This is a genomic window from Nostoc sp. CMAA1605, assembly GCF_021596505.1.
Lineage (GTDB): Bacteria > Cyanobacteriota > Cyanobacteriia > Cyanobacteriales > Nostocaceae > Trichormus.
In genome coordinates, this window is sequence record NZ_PJIZ01000030.1 from 1 (window position 1) to 15652 (window position 15652).

At 38.6% G+C, this 15652-nt stretch carries 15 protein-coding genes; 7 read left to right on the plus strand and 8 right to left on the minus strand.

Going from position 1 to position 15652, the window contains the following annotated elements; translation table 11 throughout:
• The 3 genes from CV014_RS12520 to CV014_RS12530 form a co-directional block, all read right to left on the minus strand.
• The coding region (locus CV014_RS12520) for a sensor histidine kinase (protein WP_236142329.1) at positions 1-834 on the minus strand (834 nt) is incomplete at its 3' end.
• A gap of 159 nt (positions 835-993) precedes the next feature.
• Entirely contained in the window at positions 994-1707 is a 714-nt protein-coding gene (locus tag CV014_RS12525) for a response regulator transcription factor (protein WP_236142330.1), read from the minus strand.
• Between the two features lie 213 nt (positions 1708-1920).
• Positions 1921-2631: a LabA-like NYN domain-containing protein gene (locus CV014_RS12530; protein ID WP_103136197.1), complete on the minus strand. Its 711-nt coding sequence runs from the start codon at positions 2629-2631 to the stop codon at positions 1921-1923.
• 883 nt (positions 2632-3514) lie between these two features.
• Between CV014_RS12530 and CV014_RS12535 the strand changes: the two genes are divergently transcribed.
• Entirely contained in the window at positions 3515-3697 is a 183-nt protein-coding gene (locus CV014_RS12535; RefSeq protein ID WP_236142331.1) for a hypothetical protein, read from the plus strand.
• Positions 3698-3821: 124 nt separating this feature from the next.
• Here CV014_RS12535 and CV014_RS12540 read toward each other — a convergent pair whose 3' ends face one another.
• Positions 3822-4001 carry a DUF4278 domain-containing protein gene (locus CV014_RS12540; protein WP_236142332.1) on the minus strand — a complete coding sequence of 60 codons (180 nt, stop codon included), beginning with the start codon at positions 3999-4001 and terminating at the stop codon, positions 3822-3824.
• A 485-nt stretch (positions 4002-4486) separates the two neighbouring features.
• Between CV014_RS12540 and CV014_RS12545 the strand changes: the two genes are divergently transcribed.
• Positions 4487-5122, plus strand: coding sequence for a Uma2 family endonuclease (locus CV014_RS12545; RefSeq protein WP_236142333.1), 636 nt, complete (start codon positions 4487-4489; stop codon positions 5120-5122).
• Between the two features lie 152 nt (positions 5123-5274).
• On the opposite strand, the gene CV014_RS12550 is transcribed toward CV014_RS12545, so the two are convergent.
• Together CV014_RS12550 and CV014_RS12555 are read right to left on the minus strand one after the other, a co-directional pair.
• A complete protein-coding gene (locus CV014_RS12550; RefSeq protein ID WP_236142334.1) occupies positions 5275-5577 on the minus strand; it encodes a DUF2281 domain-containing protein in 303 nt (100 codons plus the stop codon).
• Between the two features lie 53 nt (positions 5578-5630).
• The gene (locus CV014_RS12555) at positions 5631-5879 is read right to left on the minus strand and encodes a FitA-like ribbon-helix-helix domain-containing protein (RefSeq protein WP_236142335.1); all 249 of its coding nucleotides are present in this window, start codon (positions 5877-5879) and stop codon (positions 5631-5633) included.
• A gap of 283 nt (positions 5880-6162) precedes the next feature.
• Here CV014_RS12555 and CV014_RS12560 point away from each other — a divergent pair, with 283 nt between their 5' ends.
• A complete protein-coding gene (locus tag CV014_RS12560) occupies positions 6163-6636 on the plus strand; it encodes a hypothetical protein (RefSeq protein ID WP_236142336.1) in 474 nt (157 codons plus the stop codon).
• 331 nt (positions 6637-6967) lie between these two features.
• On the plus strand, positions 6968-11209 hold the full coding sequence (locus CV014_RS12565; protein ID WP_236142337.1) for a CHAT domain-containing protein: 4242 nt from the start codon (positions 6968-6970) through the stop codon (positions 11207-11209).
• A 329-nt stretch (positions 11210-11538) separates the two neighbouring features.
• On the opposite strand, the gene CV014_RS12570 is transcribed toward CV014_RS12565, so the two are convergent.
• Positions 11539-12462: a CRISPR-associated protein Csx3 gene (locus tag CV014_RS12570; protein WP_236142338.1), complete on the minus strand. Its 924-nt coding sequence runs from the start codon at positions 12460-12462 to the stop codon at positions 11539-11541.
• 63 nt (positions 12463-12525) lie between these two features.
• On the minus strand, positions 12526-12978 hold the full coding sequence (locus tag CV014_RS12575; protein ID WP_236142339.1) for a CRISPR-associated protein Csx3: 453 nt from the start codon (positions 12976-12978) through the stop codon (positions 12526-12528).
• A 19-nt stretch (positions 12979-12997) separates the two neighbouring features.
• Between CV014_RS12575 and CV014_RS12580 the strand changes: the two genes are divergently transcribed.
• The 3 genes from CV014_RS12580 (at position 12998) to CV014_RS12590 (ending at position 15595) form a co-directional block, all read left to right on the plus strand.
• Entirely contained in the window at positions 12998-14326 is a 1329-nt protein-coding gene (locus tag CV014_RS12580; RefSeq protein ID WP_236142340.1) for a TIGR03985 family CRISPR-associated protein, read from the plus strand.
• 62 nt (positions 14327-14388) lie between these two features.
• Entirely contained in the window at positions 14389-15180 is a 792-nt protein-coding gene (gene budA / locus CV014_RS12585) for an acetolactate decarboxylase (protein ID WP_236142341.1), read from the plus strand.
• 91 nt (positions 15181-15271) lie between these two features.
• The gene (locus CV014_RS12590; RefSeq protein WP_236142342.1) at positions 15272-15595 is read left to right on the plus strand and encodes a hypothetical protein; all 324 of its coding nucleotides are present in this window, start codon (positions 15272-15274) and stop codon (positions 15593-15595) included.
• Positions 15596-15652: the final 57 nt, after the last annotated feature.

Genomic DNA, 15652 nt, shown 5'->3' on the forward strand with positions numbered 1-15652 from the left:
GATTGAGCCAGTGGAGGTATAACGGACTGCATTACCCAGCAGGTTGACTAAAATCTGTTCAGTGCGATCGATATCGGCTAACACAAGCGGTAATTGAGTGGGTAATTCTGAAGCAATTACCGGGCCATCTTCCATTAACTGATCGGTAAATCTCTCTACCAATGACTCCAATAAAGGATATAAATCCACAGATTGAATATTAATTGGCAAATAACCAGCTTCCGCCTTAGAAAGCTCTTGCAAATCATTGACCAAACGCTCTAAACGTCTAGTTTCCCTCACTAAACGCCGATAAACCTCTGGGGACGCGTCCATTGCTCCATCCGCCAATTCTTCCAAGTAACCGCGTACCACAGTTAACGGTGTCCGTAGTTCATGAGTCATATCACCAATTAATTCTCGTCGCCGTATTTCTACCCCCTCCAAACTATCAGCCATACGATTAAAACTAGTACCCAGTCGATTAAGTTCAGGAATGTCAGATAAAGGTAATCGTGCTTCCAAATGACCAGCCGCAAATTGTTGGGTAATTTGTTCCATCTCCGTTAATCGCTGCATAATGCGCTGAGAAACCCAATAACTCAAACCTCCCGCCGCACTACCACCCACCAACACCGACCATAAAGTGCTACGTCGCCAAGCAATTTCAAACCCCTGCACTAACTCCGTGCGACTATGAAAGATATTAAATCCCCTACTTTCTAATCTTTCTAAATGCAGAATAAAAAACCGAGGGGAAGAAACCTTACTAATAATCACAAGACTAATTAACCCCACTATCATCACCACCAAGTGGGAAACAAACAAGCGCGATGCTAAAGGTAAAGATTTCATGCAGTTAAAACTGACTCATAACTAATAAATAAAAGAGTGCTGAGTGCTGAGTAACGAGTGCTGAGTGCTGAGTGCTGAGTAAAAAGTAAGATTAATTGCACCGGCTAAACGCCGCGCTACCACTAACAGCACTACTGACTAATGACTATTGACTAATGACTATTGACTACTGACAGTATCTTCAAACTTATAACCAACTCCAACCACAGTTTTAATAAAAGTAGGATTAGCCGGATCTGGTTCAATTTTTTTCCTCAACCGCGCCACATGAGTATCTACAACCCTTTCATCACCAAAAAAATTATCTCCCCACAGTTTGTCAATTAGCTGAGTACGATTCCAAACTCTACCAGGATTACTGACAAAGGTGCTTAATAAATTAAATTCTAGAGTCGTTAAATCCAGCGTCTCCGGTGCTTCGGGATTCATTTGGCGGCTGGCTGTGCGTTGGTCTACATCTACGATAAAGTGTTGGGTACGATTGACTTGGCTTTGTCCCCCTTGACGCAAACTCCGCCTTAGCAAAGCCCTGACTCTAGCTACTAACTCTCTAGGGCTAAAGGGTTTCACCATATAGTCATCAGCCCCTGTAGATAAACCAATTACCCTGTCTATTTCTTCCCCCTTAGCTGTCAGCATCAAAATATAAGGGTCTTTTGCACCAGGTTTTTGACGAATTCTCGCGCACACTTCCAAACCATCCAAGCCAGGAATCATTAAATCTAAGATAATTAAATCTGGCGGTTGTTCTTGAAATAGGCGCAAAGCATTGATTCCATCCCGACTAGTACGACAGGTAAATCCCTCTTTTTCTAGGGAATGTTGGATTAACTGAGCAATTTCTGATTCATCCTCAACAATTAAAATATCCATTTTGTTAAAATACGCAGACTTATGGCTTGGCTTGTTATTCTACTACAGTCAATGTTGATAGTTCTCATAGTAATTAATTTAACACTACAAAAAAGTTAAATCCCCAACTTCTAAAATAGGTCAGGGATATGGACATCGTAAATTCCCACAGAGTCTTGAGGATGAATAGATAGTTAACAGTCAACAGTTAACTGCTAACAATATTTGATGGTTCTACAAACTGGAATGAGACATAGTCCGATAGCTATACCCCAAATGGGAATCCTTTTGAATATGGTGTTTAATGCTATCGAGGTCTACAAAATAATCAGCCACATCGATTAAACAGTCGTTAGTCATGGTTCGCAAACTAACTACTTCTACTCGCACACCTGTACTAGTAACTGCATTCACAGCATAAGCTAAATCGCCATCTCCACTCACTAAAACCGCAGTATCGTAGTAGGGAGCTAGAGTAATCATATCAACGGCAATTTCTACGTTTAAATTAGGTTTTTTGGTGTTATCTGTCACCTGAATTTCCTTGGTGACAACACGATAACCATTACGCCGCATCCAAAATAGAAAACCCTGTTGTTTGTCGTTGTTGCGAGGACGATTAGTAGTTGGTCTGGAAATGTCAATTCCGGTGTAAAAAAATGCTCGCAATAACCGTGAACCGGCGGTTAAACGACAGAGTAATTTGAGATAGTCGATTTCAATACCAAGTTGTAAAGCTGCATTAAATAGATTAATTCCATCAATAAAAATCGCAACTCGACCACGATTGGAATCATTGGTAGCAGCAAAATCAGTTCTAGGTTCTCGCTGTCTAGACGATTCGGTTTTATTACCATTTTTTATCTGCACTTTACCTGATAAATTCGGCTCTTCGGACAGGGGTTTATATGTATTTATTGCTTTGGTAAAACTAGTGTTAGTCATTGATTCCTCTGGATGTTAAATCTCGCAAGGCTTTGGGATAATTGACAAGAGATTGTCTGCACTGGGTAACTAGCCAGGCAAAAAAAATATGCAGTTGCTTGACACAAATACACTCAAAACTTTGTGCAATGTTGAGATTCCAAAGTTAGATGAGCAAGAGTGTTTAGCTCTTGTTCAAGCAATGTTTACGAGATATCCCCCCAGCCAATATGCTGCTACTTCCTACCACCACAGCACATCAACTTGCTACAGGAGCAATTGGGCGAAAGCAACTTACATTCATGGTTTTGCTAAGAAACCATTTGCATCTTCATTCTTATTGTAACCCCGTCTTTAAAATTTCTTACATTAAGGCAATATTTATATATTGATATGTTGATTTGCTGCAAAAATTATTATTAGTTAACATTTACCAACAAAAGTATTGATTAGATAGTTAATTAATTTTGTTATGATAATTTAATATTGTTATGGATAAGTAATTATGTGGATATTTTAGATCATTTATAGGAATTTAGAAACGCTATAGATAATAGATAATGTAGTGATTAATGATACAGGTCAAAATAATATAATTCAGTTCGTAGTAAGGACTTTAGTCCTGCCTAAAAAACTCAGGTTTTCACTGACTATAAACCTTAAATTATTTCACCTGTTCTAGATTGAAAAGTGGGTGTAAGGGTATAAGGAGAAGACTTTTCTATTGTATAGTACCTTTGATTACGGAAAAATGTAACCTGTACTATCTCCAAAGATAGAGGGAATGTATTTTACAGAACAGATAAATTAGTAACTAGACTAGTCCACAATTAAATGTCTTTGATCATTGCCTCCTCAAGTGTCTAAATTGGAGGTAATTTTTTTGTGGAGAGAGAATTTGAGTTTGAGAAAAAAAATACCCTTGGTAGTTAGCCAAGGGATTCTGCAAGTCGGTATTGTCGCACAAAGACATTCGCGAGTATCACAATACCAACCTCAAAAGTATGATATGTGCCAAAATGCCAAAACTACAGATCCTTTCTTTTGCCTAGTCTTTGCTTCAGTAGTGCTGAGTTCTGAGTTCTGAGTGCTGAGTGCAACCCCATAGCGAAGCGCGGCGTTTAGCCGATGCAATTAATCTTACTTTTTACTCAGCACGCTGCTCAACGCCCCGCTTCCGCTAACAGCACTCGTTACTCAGCACTCTTTTATCAGATGGTGTAGATGACACCGCGATACTTTAGTTGGCGGGGGGAGTAAGTTTGAGGTTTTGCTACAGGAGTGGGAATATTTATTTTCACACCGCGATAGATACCTGTGCTGTAGCTTGCAGTTGCTTTAACATCTGTAGGGTTAACTTCATACCTAACAGCGCGATAAGTTAGTTGCATGGCTAGTTAATATTTACTGAGAGTTTGAAGAGTAAAAATTAGTGATATTTAAAAGCCAAGTATTTCCACTACTTAACTTTTAATACACAGTAATTGCTCCCTGGAAAATTGGGTGTTACATCTAGTCGGGATGAATTTAGATCAGCAAAAAAGGAATGTAGGGGAAGTCAGGAGAAAAATTTCATCAAGCTGTGCATCATCTCTAAATTCAGCAACACTATTTTTCTATATATATAGAAAAATATAATTTAATTATAGCTACAAATACTCAGACTTCATGCTTAAGAAAATATAGCGATCGCCTCTTGAACACCATCAATTGAGTTCAGCACACAAAATATCGTCTTCTGAAGTGCAACCTTGCTTTATTAAACTCAACATTTTTTTAGAAACTCAACAATTTGACGTTAACTGTCCAAATACGGATTAAAAACTGAAAAAACTGGGTTACAAAAGATATAGATTGATGGCATAGGGGCGAAAATATGAGTGAAACTCCAACCCATTTACCGGTAAATACATGGATTCCGGTTTCTTGGCAAGAATACTTACAAACACTAGCAGAATTACTTAATGTTGAGGAGAAACATTATTACTACAAAGGACATATGAGGCTAGAAATGCCACCAGTTTTTTCTGATCACGCTCAAGACTACATGACTATTATATTTGGTATTAGTTTATTTACTACACTCAAAGGTATTTCAGCTACGGGTTTAGACCATACTACCTTTCGCAAACCAAAATTAGAAGATTGTCAGCCAGATGTAGCTTACTACTTTCAAAAACACCCTCAATCTGTTCCTAGTGGGACAAAAATTGTTAATTTAAATCGCTACCCTGCACCGGATTTAGTGATTGAAATTGCTAAATCTTCGCTGTTAGATGACTTAGGGACAAAACGCTCTCTTTACGAAGATTTAGGTGTGCCTGAATACTGGGTAGTAGATGTGCAGAATACCCAAATTATCCCTTATGTTATGGGAGATAAGGGTAGTAAACGTGTTCACGAATCAAAGGTGTTACCTGGACTAGTAATGGGTATTTTAGAACAAGCTTTACGTCGTAGTCGGGAAACAAACCAATCTGCAATAGGTGCTGATTTATTAAGCTATCTTTAAATTCAGTGTCTGATTGGTTTGAGGAATTTGTTAGGGTTGACTCATTTGTAAAAATTGGTTGGCGCGTAGCTATGGATATTTTTTGATTATACAGCCTTAGATTTGACATCACTTCTTCACTCGGCTGAAGTCGTTTAGCCTCTGATAAGATGTTAGTATCTAGTAAATATTTTAGACTCATAAATTGATTTCTCTCCCGGTGATTTATCCCGTAAATGCTCAAATACGTCATCATCGATACTCTCTAAATCAACTCTTTGTCTAAAATTTTGTAAGGCTGACCAGAAGTCATTAATTTGTGTATTTTCTCTGATCACTGATTGTTTATCAGATATAGATAATGATTTTTGCACTGATAATTTATATTTGAGAAATTGAATAAAATCTAAAACCTCTTGTTGTTTATTTGTGGGTAATTCTCGTAAGGTTTCTAAAACGGTTTGTTCGATGTTCATAGCTTTACCTCTGCTATATGAGATGCAATTCTATTCTAAAGTATCAAGAATAATCATGATTCAAAATTAGGTATGGGGCGTATAGCTTCTCGTTGGATTTCTGATATTTCAAATTCTCCCAAATGAGCGAAGCGTTTTTCTAGCATCGTAACAATGTTGATGGGATGTTGTTGATTTTCTGTTAAAGCAATACGCAAAATTTCTTTGATTTCTGCTTCTACAGAACGACCATTTTTTTCTGCTTGTTGTTGCAGGATATTTTTGATGTTTTCATCTAGGTTAGAAATAGTGACACTGTTCATGATAAATTGATAAATTTTTGATATTTAAGAATATTATATCAATTGCATAAGTTCTGCCGTGATTGGTTGGATAGAAATTTGAGAATGTGTAGGGGTGCGTGCGATCGCTTAATTTTATTTGCGATGCTATTAATGCTAAATTCATCACTGATAATATTTAAATATCTCTAATGTTGACGCTGCAATACAGCTTTGATGTGGTTAAACCTGTGTTTATACTTATGGATTTGGCTGGTATATATGGGAACTCTAAATCAGAAACCCATACTGGAGATTCAAGTCTATGGCCAGAAGCCCTGTAAGTGCAACGCTGAGTGCAACAGATAAGGATGCTTTATTGCAAGCAATCGCTACAATTAAAGAAAAGCTACCATTTTTAGTTGATTTGAGTAACGAGGAGCGCAAAGCTTTACCCAAGATGGGAGATAAGAGCCGCGCCTTTGTTAGCAAAGCGTTAGAGGTAGCGACACAAAACCCAGATTTTTTACCACGTTCTTTTGATTTGGAAGAAATGCGAAAGGATGTGCAATTATTTGAAGCGTTGTATCCATTGTTGCTGGCGTTGACTCAGTTGCAAGAATTGGTTGATGATACTTCTCTGGCGGTGGGTAGTGAAGCTTATGCAGCCGCGTTGCAGGTATATAACTATGCTAAAGCCAGTGGACAAACGGGAGGATTAGACGCTGTAGTTGGGCAGATGGGGCAAAGGTTTGCGCGTAAATCTCGGAAAGCCAAGCCTGAAGCAGCAGTGTTGTAGAAATTTACTCCACATCTGCACCGTTGAAGGCGAAGTGTGAGGTTCAGAACTCGAATGTTGAAGTAAAAAGCTCGATGTTCCGAGTTCTGAAGCTGAAGTTTCGAGTAAAAAGCTCGGCGTTCCGAGTTCTGAAGCTGAAATTTCGAGTAAAAAGCTTGGCGTTCCGAGTTCTGAAGACGAAATTTCGAGTTCAAAGGTTGAAAGTGAAAAGTGAAGTTAAGCAGGCGATCGCATAAAAATATTATCTTGGAATCCAATCCGTCATAACACATCATTACAAGTTTAGCTAAGTTAATATAGTAAAAATATTTTCTGTCTACTCTCAGTAAAAATGCCAAGTCAAGATTACGGATGGAAACGATTTTGGTGTCCTCGGTCAAAACCAATAAATTTGTCTTGTGGCGGTTATCTGTGTGACCCCGAAGCTAAGTGGGGACATATCTATAATCCAGACCTCGTGAATTTTGAAGCTATATCAGCCTTACCATGTTTAGCACTACTAGGTGAGCCAGGAATTGGCAAAACCCGTGCTTTAGAAACAGAGCAAAAAAAAATTATCAGTAAAATTCAACAACAAGGTGGTCAGGTACTTGCTTTAGATATCCGTTCCATTAGAGACGAAAACAGACTAGTTAATAAAATCTTTAACAGTCCAAAATTTAATGAATGGTTACAAGGTAATCATCAATTACATATTTTTGTAGACAGCTTTGATGAGTGTTTATTACGTATAGATATATTAGCAACACTCTTGCTTGATGAACTTAAAGATTATCGTGATGAAATTAACCGATTAAATCTGCGTATTGCCTGCCGAACGGCAGTTTGGCCAGATATTTTAGAGGAAGGACTAAAAGAAATTTGGGGTAAAGATAATGTAGGAATTTATAAACTAGCTCCGCTTCGCCGTGTCGATGTTAGTCAAGCAGCAAAAATTGCTGATATCCAAGATACTGAAGCATTTCTAGAAGAAATTAATAAAAAAAATGTTGTACCTTTGGCTATCAAGCCTATTACATTAAAATTCCTTATCAATACTTATCATGATCACGGTGAGAAATTTCCTGATAATCAAAGGCTACATGAACTTTATTTTAAAGGATGTCTCTGGCTTTGTGAAGAACGAAATCCAAGCCGTGTTTCATCAAAACTAATAGGGAAATTTGATAGGCAACAGCGTTTAATTGTTGCTGCTAGGATTGCAGCTATTACAATCTTTGGCAAGAAATCTGCTATTTGGACTGGTATAGACTGGGGTGATGTTCCAGATGATGATGTGCTAAGAGAGAAGATATGTCACGGAACAGAAAATGTTGAGGGTAGAGACTTTGAAATTACTCAAGAAACTGTTGACGAAGTTTTAGACACTGGTTTATTCTCATCTCGTGGGGAATTAAACCGTATAGGATGGGCGCATCAAACTTACGCTGAGTTTCTAGCGGCATGGTATCTCAAAGAACGTCAAATAAAATTACCTCAAATACTCAAACTTATAGTTCATCCTGATGATCCTGAAAATAGGATTATTCCTCAGTTGTATGAAACAGTGGCTTGGCTAGCTAGTCTCTTACCTGAAGTATTTCAGGAAGTTATGAAGACTGATCCTCATGTACTATTGCAAAGTGATGTTGCAACTGCTAGTGATAATGATAAAGCTGCTCTAGTTGAATCTCTTCTGAAACTACACAATGAGGAAAAATTAACTTATCAATATAATACTTGGCTATACCAAAATCTAGATCATCCAAAATTACCTGAGCAGCTTCAACTTTATATTTGTGATGAAACAAAAAGTATTAATGCACGGAACGTAGCAATAGATATTGCAAACGCTTGTAGTGTCAAAGGTGTACAGGAGTATCTTGCTAATGTTGCACTTGATCCTCAGCAACATTCTTGGATTCGCACCAATGCAGCAGAGGTTGTATGCAATCTTGGTGATGAGAAAACCAAAGCCAGATTAAAACCTTTAGCAGTTGCTCAAATTCAAGATGATGTAGAGGAACAGCTAAAAGGTTGTGGACTCCGAGCAGTTTGGCCAGGCAACATCACAGCACAAGAACTGTTTGATACATTAATACAACCAGTATCTACATCAATTGGTGGGAGATATCAGGACTTTATAGCAAGAGAGCTTGGACAATATCTTCAAATCTCAGATTTACCACTAGCTTTAAATTGGCTAAAAAAACAAGTTACTAGGCACAACCTGCGTTATCCGTTTGGAGAGTTATCAGATGCAATTATGTTGAAAGCCTGGGAGCATCTGGATGAACCAGAAGTAATGCAGGCATTTGCTAGAGTTGCTGTTTTACGGTTGAAAAATCACGATGTAATTGTTGACGATGATCCATATAAAACAATATCTTTTAGCAAGGTTTTAAAAAATGATGTTCAAAAGCGTCATCAACTTGTAGAGTCCATTATCCCCATAATTCCAGAATTAGACAAAGAGCCTTTATGGTTAATTGGGTACAGAACAGCAATAGTTTTTGAGGAGGATTTTCAATGGTTAATTGAATGTCTTCAAAAATCAGAAAATGAACATCATCAAAAAATTTGGGCAAAATTGCTTCGGTGGAATTTTAGACGAACTGAAGTGGGATTTGAGCATCTAGATGCTGTGCTGACAGCAAGCCAGACTAATTTAATTCTTAGAAAAGAGTTTGAGTCGCTTGTAGAACCAATTGATTTATGCTCACCAAGAGCGCAGCAGGAACAGGAAAGATATCTGGAACAGCAGCAATGGATAAATGAAGATGAGAAAAAACCTATTTTAGAACCTCCACTAAAGGAAAGATTGCTGGAAATTTTGAATCAAATTGAGGCTGGACAGTCTCATCTTTGGTATTCCTTATGTTTTGAATTAAGTCCTGAATCTTATAGTAATCCTGATAGTTTTCTATTAAAATCTAATTTGGTCAGTCTTCCTGGTTGGATTGCAGTAGAGGATTCAACCAAAGAAAGAATTATACAGGCTGCAAGGCTATATTTGACTCATGGTGAGCCAGACAATCAAGCTTGGTTAGGTACAAATAATTTTCGCTACTCTGCATTATTAGGTTATCAAGCATTACTTTTGTTGCAACAACAAGCACCAGCTTTGATTTCTTCTCTCTCTGCTGATGAATGGCAAAAGTGGACAGCAATAATTCTTGCATATCGCTACTGGGGAAGAACTGAAGACCAAGAGCATTACCAAGAATTAATCAAACAAGCTTATCAAAATGCTCCTAATGAATTTATTAAAGTCTTAATAAAATTAATAGAAAAAGATAACCGAGAACATGGTGATGTATACATTAAGAGCCTAATAATAAACTGTTGGGACAAAAAGATAGCTCAAGCAATATTCGATAAAGTTCAAGATAAAGAATTAACTAATAAGAGTATAGGAAATTTACTAGACGATTTGCTTAAATATGGATTTACTGAAGCTAAAGCATTTGCAGAATCTTTGATTGCTTTACCTATTAATAACAGTGGTGAGGACAGAGCAAAAGCCATTGCAGCAGCTTGTTCACTTTTACTCTATGCAGAAGATGCAGGTTGGTCAGTGGTTTGGTCTGCTATTCAGGAAGATACGGCATTTGGGCGAGAAGTTCTTGAAAAGATAACATTCTCATTTGAATATAGTGGGAGTTTAGAACAGCGTTTACCTGAAAAACACATAGCAGACTTATATATCTTTCTTGCCAAACAATATCCTGATTCAGATAGCAAAAAACAAAACATTACTGAAAATGAGAAAGTAGTGGGTATTGAGGCGTACACAGTAACACCACAACATAGCATTAAAACATGGAGAAACTATATTCCACAGCGTATACAAGAACGTGGTACTCCTCAAGCGTGTGAAGCACTTCGCAAAATTATCTGTGAACTTCCAGAATTAAAAGATAAATTGCAATGGAGGCTACTAGAGGCTGAGACTTTAGCTCGTCGCCAAACATGGCAACCTTTTAAACTAGAGGAAATTCTCCAAATTGTAAGTCAAAAAAAGGTATCTCCTATGAAAACAATACTATTTCTGGCAGCAAATCCTAAAAATTCTACTCCGTTGCGTCTGGATGAGGAGGTGCGAGAAATTCATGAGAGTTTACGTCGATCTAATAAGCGTGACCAATTTAATAAACTAGAGCAAAGATGGGCTGTTCGGACTAGTGATTTGCGCCGGGCTTTATTAGATACTGAACCACAAATAGTCCATTTCTGCGGACATGGCTCTGGCAATCAAGGATTAGTAATAGAAGATGAGAACGGGCAATCAAAGTTGTTGAGTACAGAAGCTCTAGCAAAAACGTTTAAACTCTGTGCTGAACACGTCGAATGTGTTCTCCTTAATGCTTGCTATTCTGAAGTGCAAGCAGAGGTAATAGTCGAACATATTGACTATGTAATTGGGATGAGTGATGCAATTGGAGATACAGCTGCAATTGAATTTGCTACGGGATTTTATGATGCTCTTGGAGCAGGAAAGTCTATTGAAACTGCTTATGAATGGGGTTGTACTGCAATTCAGTCAGAGAATCTGCCAGATTATTTGAAACCAAAATTAAAGAAGAAAAAATAGCTTAATAATTTTCTGCTAATAAAAGCTCGCTTTCCTAGCACCATCATTCAACTTCAGAACTCAAAAGTTGCACTTCAAAACACGAACTTCCGATTTTAGAACAGTAACATCCAAGCAAAAAGCTCGAAACTTCGCCTTCCGAACTCCAAGTTTTACCTTCAGAACAGCAACGTTGAGCCTCTGAACTCGACATTTTGACCTCAAAACCCGAAACTTCCCTTTCCGAACTCAAATTTTGGACTTCAGATGTCAAAGTACCGCGTAAAAATTGATAATTTGAGTTACAAGAGATATTAAATAAACATTGATGGTTTTAAATTTTGTTTTCTCTACTTGTCTCTACTCAAACTCACCAACAACCGCGCCACAGCTTGCACTGTTCTCCGCGATGATACATCCTCACCTCGTTGTAATCTATGAACTGTACCGCGTAAAATCGGCGATTCTGACTCAACAACGTCATTATTCCCAAAATAATCGCTAAAAACGATCGCAATAACTTCTAAACTCAACTCATCACAAAACTTTACCCAAGGCTCAATCTCAGCCTCATCTTTGACTAAAATCACCGCATGGGTAGCCTCTTTCATAATCAAGCGGTTCGCGTCGGAGATTCTTCCCCCAATATCAAAGACGAATATGGGAGTATTCACACCTCGAACTTCCTGCGCCTTCAGTTTGGCGAACTCTGGACTAAATCCTGCTTTGTAACGTGCTTTCAACTCGGCGGCTAAATCAGGATCACGTCTGGCGGTTTCGCTGTACCATGAACCATCGCCATCAGGACAGCCGGAAATAAAGTATGATTCTGGTGCGTCGGGAATCTGCAATAGTGCTTGTTTTAATCCCTCCCGAAAGCAAGTCTTTCCAGTATTCGCAAAACCACACAACACAACTTTGAGGTTAGTTTGCGCTTGCGACTCTCGCACCACATCCAGAATATCCCCGACTTGATATTGGGGATGTCTGCTGATGGTGATGACATATCTATCTATTCCTGGTGCGCCGATTTTGGGATCTAATAGGGCGATCGCCTGATACAATTTCCCTAACTTATCTGCTAATACCTGACTAACTAATACTGAAACTCGGCCATTGATTTTGATGAGTTCACCACCGGATAATTCTCCTGTAGCCATCATCTCATCTAACTTTGCCGCCACATCACGGACAATGCGATCGCCTGTAGCTAGCGTACTACCAAATCCTACCTTGAGGACATCACCCTGTAACTTGATATAGTAGGTACTCATTATGTAATTAATGACAAAGCATTGATTCTGGCTTGTACCAAATAAACCTTTGATTACCAAACTTTAATCAATCAAATCTCCCAATTTATACGCGGGATTATGTGTAATAGAAACCACGTATTTAGCTAATTTGGGATCATAAAAAGCTACTGCACCGTAGATATGAGCCAATTTATGTGCTAACACAAAAGCTACAGGTATAGATATCGGCCCGTTAATTTTCAGTAATTGACCCCCAACTAATTCGCCGGATGTCGTCATCTCCTCTAACCTTGCAGCCGCATCGCGCACAATTTGGTCATTTTGGGCAGGTTCGCCAAAGCCAATCCGTAAAATACCGTCTTTTAACTCGATTTTGTAAGAACTCATGGTGTTTTCTCCAATCATGGATACATCATACACCCTGCTGGAAGAAGCCACTTCCAAAGTGTCGTATGCTGTAGGAGGCAGGGAGACAAGGGAGACAAGGAAGAAATATTGACCCCAATTCCCCATACCCAATTCCCCATGCCCCATGCCCAATTCCCTAAAAACAGTGTCTGAACAAATTTTTACTGATGTCCCACAAGTTGAATTATTACAATGGTTAGCGCGGGGTTCGCTCAAGCAAAATTTACCGCGTGCATTGCGTTTGTGGGTGTGGTTGCATTCTCTGTACGGTGATTCTCAAGACCGTATTCTTTTAGATGATGGTTTTACTATGGCTCAGTGGCGTGATACTTTTTTTACTCTCACTCATCCCAAAGGGGAAACTGTACCGCCACTACATAACCGTAGCTGCCCTTGTGCTAAAACGACGGCGGAATGGTTATTTAACCAAAAAACCGGACTGGAGCGATCGCAGTGGTTAGCATCCGTACAAGCACATACACCCATCCCTGATTTAGAGAAACTTTTAGAACAACGCTTGTTTGGGGTGACGCGTCGCAGTCTGCAAGCTGATTTAGATATCTTGGCTGAATTGGGGTGGTTGGAGAAACACCAACAAAAATATTACCGCGTCAAGTATTTCCCGGCGCGCCCGATGACTACCAAATTACACGCCCATGAATTAAATTTTCTCAATCAAGAGGACTTAGTGGCGATCGCACAAAATCTTTCGCAAGAAATCTGTGGTGTACGGCGGTTTTTCTTTAAGTTAGATTTTGTAGTCACAGCGACAGATGAGATAGAAAATTGGCAACATGAGTTACAAAACCTCTGGGCAAAAACACCAGTACCTCCTATTCAAATAACTTACAATAGTGCAAGATTAAAAAACATTTTTCTCTGCACAGTTTATCCAGTGTGTATTTATTATGTCCAGCGTGCCGTTTATCTGTGCGCTTTTGGGGAAAGTCCTGATTTAAAGACGGATTGGTATAACTTCCGCCTCGACAGAATTGAAGATATCAACCCCATTGAATGGACACACCGCGACATCCCTAAAAATCTCATCCAACGCTACCACCAACGCAATTTACCCACCCCAGATGAAATTGAAATGCAAATGTCTTTAGCTTGGGGGTTTGATTTTTATTTACAGTCTCGCTTGATGCTGCTACGCTTTGACCGAGATTATCACGATCGCTATATTCGCCGCACCTTTCGCCATGATACATTTAAAGCGATCGCTTATGCCCAAGCTAAAAATCTCATCAAAAAACTTACACCCAATCCAGAACAACAAGAGCAATTATTAAAAATTCTGGCTCATCGTTCCCCTGATGATGCTTACTACCGTGTACAGTATCGACATGGTGATCACAATGTTATTATGCGGTTGCGTGCATGGCGACCAAGAGTAGAAGTTTTTCTCCCTTGGGATATGCGACAAAGTATTGCTAGAGATGTGGCTAGAGAATTTCAACTTTACAATTCGTAATTGAATTTATCACCTGTATTCTGTATATTTTCTGTGATTCTCACCACAAGTAAATTCATTACATGAAACTCAAGCCTTATATCTGGATAGCTGGTTTAACTATCACTACTGTCGGTGTTGTTTTACCTGGAAACTCACAGCAAATAACCCCCGCTAATACTTTATTTCAAACATCTACAATTAGTGCTTTAGCCGCAGGTGTTTATGACGGAGATACTAATTTTCAAGAATTAAAAAAACATGGTGATTTTGGCTTGGGAACAGTCAACGCTTTAGATGGAGAGATGATTGGCTTAGATGGTAAATTTTATCAAATCAAATCTAATGGTGTTACTTCTCTCATCCCAGATCAGATGAAAAGTCCTTTTGCCGTAGTAACTTTTTTTAAACCCCAAACTACAATTCGCTTACCAGGACAAATGACTTATCAGCAAATGCAGCAATCTCTAGACCAAAAAATCACTACAAAAAATTATCCTTACGCGCTGCGAATACAAGGGAATTTTCCTTATCTCAAAGTGCGGAGCGTACCCAAACAAAAACCGCCTTATCCACCTTTAGTAAATGCTGTCAAAGCCCAAACTATTTTTGAGTTAAAAAACGTTAATGGAACTTTAGTTGGCTTCCGTCTACCTGCTTATATGTCAGGAGTAAATGTTAGCGGATATCACTTTCATTTTATCACTAAAGATAAAAAAACTGGTGGTCATTTATTAGATGGTCAGTTGCAAAACCTACAAATAGAAATTAGTAAAATGTCTAATGTTGCCATCAATTTACCTAAAAATCCTGGATTTGCCCAAGGTGATTTAGGAGATGGTAGAGCAGTTGAAATCAATCAAGTTGAACGTTAGTTTTTCGCTTTAATTAAAAATCAAATATTTTTCCTGATGACTCAAAATTGAGTTGAATACTGACTTTACAGTGAATCTATATGCTTAATTTATGGAAATGCCCCAGCGCGTATCAATTCGCTATAAGGATAAACCTTACACTACTAGTGAGATACGTTTAAAAACTTTTCGTCTTGGCTTACAAATTTGGGATGAACAAACTAAACCCAGAAAAACAGAGTTGTATGAGTTCATTTTATCTTGCTTGAAGCAAATCGACCGCCAGGATCGATTTATGATATCTCTGCTATTTGTTGAGTTAGCCGACTTAATTCGCGACACAGCTTTAGAACGGAACATGAAAGAGGATTTGATTAAAACAGCATTTCGAGAATTTGCTTGTGCTGTAGCAGATTTTGAAGATATTGCTAAATAGGGGACTGGGGACACTTCGACAAGCTCAGTGCATCGCTGGGGACTGGGGATTAGGAAA

Coding starts and splice junctions, on each gene's coding strand:
- CV014_RS12555 (WP_236142335.1), bottom strand. CDS start 5,879: ATGAACAGTGTCACTATTTCTAACCTAGATGAAAACATCAAAAATATC.
- CV014_RS12560 (WP_236142336.1), top strand. CDS start 6,163: ATGGCCAGAAGCCCTGTAAGTGCAACGCTGAGTGCAACAGATAAGGAT.
- CV014_RS12570 (WP_236142338.1), bottom strand. CDS start 12,462: ATGAGTACCTACTATATCAAGTTACAGGGTGATGTCCTCAAGGTAGGA.
- budA (WP_236142341.1), top strand. CDS start 14,389: ATGAAACTCAAGCCTTATATCTGGATAGCTGGTTTAACTATCACTACT.
- CV014_RS12540 (WP_236142332.1), bottom strand. CDS start 4,001: ATGCAACTAACTTATCGCGCTGTTAGGTATGAAGTTAACCCTACAGAT.
- CV014_RS12590 (WP_236142342.1), top strand. CDS start 15,272: ATGGAAATGCCCCAGCGCGTATCAATTCGCTATAAGGATAAACCTTAC.
- CV014_RS12530 (WP_103136197.1), bottom strand. CDS start 2,631: ATGACTAACACTAGTTTTACCAAAGCAATAAATACATATAAACCCCTG.
- CV014_RS12575 (WP_236142339.1), bottom strand. CDS start 12,978: ATGGGGCATGGGGAATTGGGTATGGGGAATTGGGGTCAATATTTCTTC.
- CV014_RS12550 (WP_236142334.1), bottom strand. CDS start 5,577: ATGAACATCGAACAAACCGTTTTAGAAACCTTACGAGAATTACCCACA.
- CV014_RS12525 (WP_236142330.1), bottom strand. CDS start 1,707: ATGGATATTTTAATTGTTGAGGATGAATCAGAAATTGCTCAGTTAATC.
- CV014_RS12565 (WP_236142337.1), top strand. CDS start 6,968: ATGCCAAGTCAAGATTACGGATGGAAACGATTTTGGTGTCCTCGGTCA.
- CV014_RS12545 (WP_236142333.1), top strand. CDS start 4,487: ATGAGTGAAACTCCAACCCATTTACCGGTAAATACATGGATTCCGGTT.